General features: G+C 32.9%; 1 protein-coding gene. It reads left to right on the top strand.

The genetic code is table 11. The annotated features are described in order from the left end of the window. Positions 1-283: hypothetical protein (locus VJI94_RS08240; protein ID WP_324009004.1), on the top strand; the 283-nt coding region annotated here is incomplete at both ends.

Raw genomic sequence — 283 nt, 5'->3', positions numbered from 1 at the left:
AAGTTTGAACAACATATAAACAAAGAGGGTTGGGAAAGCAATGCAGAAGCAACCGAAACATTTTCACATCAAATTGATACACTTTGGACAGATTTGTTTTGGAATTATCGTGATAATACCGAAAATGTTTTTGACGAACAGCTTTTGAATTTTTTCAGAACAATGGCTGTAATAAATTACACACTAAAAGCCCCAAAAGACGATAAATTCAGACGCATAATTGATTTATTGAGAGGTGGTCAAAAAGTTTCATTCAATCAATATTTGGACTTAGGCTGTTTTG

Source organism: Parvimonas sp. D9 (genome assembly GCF_035282565.1).
Lineage (GTDB): Bacteria > Bacillota > Clostridia > Tissierellales > Peptoniphilaceae > Parvimonas > Parvimonas micra.
Note: the sequence above shows the minus strand (reverse complement) of the source record. Positions and strands in the feature narration are given on the sequence as shown.